Source organism: Bacteroides graminisolvens DSM 19988 = JCM 15093, assembly GCF_000428125.1.
Classification (GTDB): Bacteria; Bacteroidota; Bacteroidia; order Bacteroidales; family Bacteroidaceae; genus Bacteroides; species Bacteroides graminisolvens.
In genome coordinates this window covers 1-2,634 of record NZ_ATZI01000030.1, presented here as the reverse complement: position 1 = coordinate 2,634, position 2,634 = coordinate 1, and the positions used below count along the sequence as shown (strand labels likewise).

Sequence of the window (2,634 nt, the reverse complement as noted above, 5' to 3'; positions counted from 1 at the left end):
TGTAAATAATAATCAGAAAAGGTACCATATAATAATTAAAAAATGGACCACTGCCACTTGCAAAAATATTAAAATGTTGGAACGTGGCAAAGGATATTTTCCCTTTTCCCGTTTTCTGTTTAGATAAACTTCTATACACATAATAAATCATTTATTTTTTGTTTAATAATTTCGTCTGCTTCAGTCTGTAAGAATCCCCGTTCATATTTACCAGATAAGCTTTTTGCGTAATTCTGTCTATAAGTGCAGCAACAAGTATTTTATCCTTTATAACCTCATTCCATCTTTCAAATGCAAGATTTGTTGTGACAATCGTTGATTTTCCGTCCGCTCTAAGCGAGAGGTGGTTGAAGAGCAGCTCCCCCGCTTCCTTGTCGCAGGATACGTATCCAAACTCGTCACATATAACGAGGTCGTATTTTTTAAATCTGTTTTCCAGTGCGTGTAATGTTCTGGAAGACCTGCATTCCTTAATCTGTGTAATCAGATGCGGTACGGATGTGAACAGGACACTCATCCCTTCCATGCACGCCTTTATACCCAATGCTGTTGCAACGTGTGTTTTTCCGGTTCCCGGATTTCCATACAAGACAATATTTCTGTGTTGTCTGATAAAATCCAGTGTCTCAAGCTCCGGCAATATATTTTTCATGCCCTCCGGCAGCTCATTCCGGTCTATTTCATCCAGGTATTTCAAATTATAGAATCCTGCTGTTTTGATTCTTTTCTTTTGTGATTCAGCCTTTCTTCTTTCGTATTCTGCAGTAAACAGGTCTACAATCATCTCGCTGGCGGTTGTTTCCTGCCTGCCAAGCGATTCCATAGCCCTGTCTATTTCAGTTGCCACATACTTTAAACCTAACTGTGCCGCAAGCCATTTCGGTGTATATTCTTCGTTCATGTCATCAGTGTGTAAAATTCATTATCTCAGTCAGGCGGTGTAGCCCATCCATTGCGTATCTCTCTATTTCTGCAGAGCCAGCACTCTCTTTTTCAGCATCAGCTTTTATGGTAACTGTAGGGAAAAGCATAGTCCTAATAGCATTCTTCATACCGGGATTCACTCCATTTGCCTCCAGTATGTCATGTGCGCAAATAAGGTCTTCAAGTGTCATTCCTGCATTTTTTATGTCTTTAAGTATGGAGATGAACTCTGCTGGATGATCACTGAAATGGTCATCAAACACTTCCCTGATTTCTGGCTCGGCATAACGGAGAGCTGCGGAACCCGCTATGGAGCCCGGCTTTGTTTCGAAGGTTTTCAGATAATGCATCAGGTCAAGTTTCCATCCGTTCACCGGTGTCTTCTCATGTTCTGCTACTTTTTTTCGTTGATGATAAACCTCTATCCGGCCAGAGAAGTTGTGCACATCCACCTTTTCTCCCACCAGATTATCAGGCACTGAGTATTTATCTCCCGACACCATGACTGTGCCATACTTGTCCACACTTAACTGGCGTGACTCAAAACAGCACACCCTGTCTTTGAGAGGAAGCATCGCGCGCATATCCTCTTCAGACTTGTATATGATATCGGCAGTCGAGGGACTTGAAGAGGTCATATTCAAATCCATACATACGTCATAAAGGTATCTGTTTGCCTCCTCCAGTGTCATGAACGAGTTCTTGAAATTGAACGCCTTGCGGCGTACATACTCCACAGATCGCTCCACATGCCCTTTTTCGTTTCCCGAACGCACATTACAGAAGCGGTGTTTGAAGCCATAGGCCCGTTCAAGTCTTAACAAAGCCTCTGTAGGTTGCTTTCCTCCGACAAAACTGCCTACGGCAACACGCATGTTGTCATATACCATGCGGTGAGGGACGGCACTAAAAATATCAAAACACTTTTGATGTGACTCAAGGAATGCCAATGTATCCTGTCTGAAAAAAAGGAATGCCATACGATAATTGCTATAAGCTAAAGTAAATACGGCAATGTACAGCTTCGTACGCTGTCCACCGATATACAGATGAAGTTCCCCCCAATCGAACTCACAATCCATACCCGGGGAATAAACCTGGCGTATATAACATTCATGGGCATGAGTGTTTTTCTTATTTTGAATATATTTGGTTACGCTGGGATAGCTGATATCATATCCTGCAGACTTAAGCCTGCTGTGGATATCCGTTGCTTTCATACATAGTTTCTTGTCGCCACGGGCACGTTTCTCATCGTTATCCTTCAGAAAGCCGTCTATCATTGCACACACACAGCCGGTCAGCACCTTCTTCTGCCGTTTACTGCCATCCTTGTATGTCGGTTCGCTTTTCAGATAAGCCACAAACTCACTTTCAGAAGAAGATTTAGCTTCCAGATACTCGTTTACATATTTGGTAATCGTTTTGCGATTAAGCCCAAGATTACGTGCCGTTGCCCTTATCGAGCCGGTCTTATCGTACATCGAAATTATTTCATTTCTGTCAGTCATTGTTATCATTTTTTGCATCAATATATAATTGATGCAAGTTAAACAAATAAATAGTATGCTCTGAAAAATATGAGCAGTGCGCCCTGAATATTCTCGGCTACGCCTCAAATAATCAGGGCGCACTGCTCGGTCTTCTACGGACTGACAGTGGTATACTTTTTAATTATTAGGGTGGTATACTTTTAAGTTATTATATACA

At 41.9% G+C, this 2,634-nt stretch carries 2 protein-coding genes; both read right to left on the bottom strand.

Features of this window, described 5'->3' with window-relative positions:
• Window positions 1-151 precede the first annotated feature (151 nt).
• Window positions 152-901: an IS21-like element helper ATPase IstB gene (gene istB / locus C511_RS0112395; protein ID WP_024997759.1), complete on the bottom strand. Its 750-nt coding sequence runs from the start codon at window positions 899-901 to the stop codon at window positions 152-154.
• Between the two features lie 4 nt (window positions 902-905).
• The gene (gene istA, locus C511_RS18370) at window positions 906-2,435 is read right to left on the bottom strand and encodes an IS21 family transposase (protein WP_051260523.1); all 1,530 of its coding nucleotides are present in this window, start codon (window positions 2,433-2,435) and stop codon (window positions 906-908) included.
• Window positions 2,436-2,634: the final 199 nt, after the last annotated feature.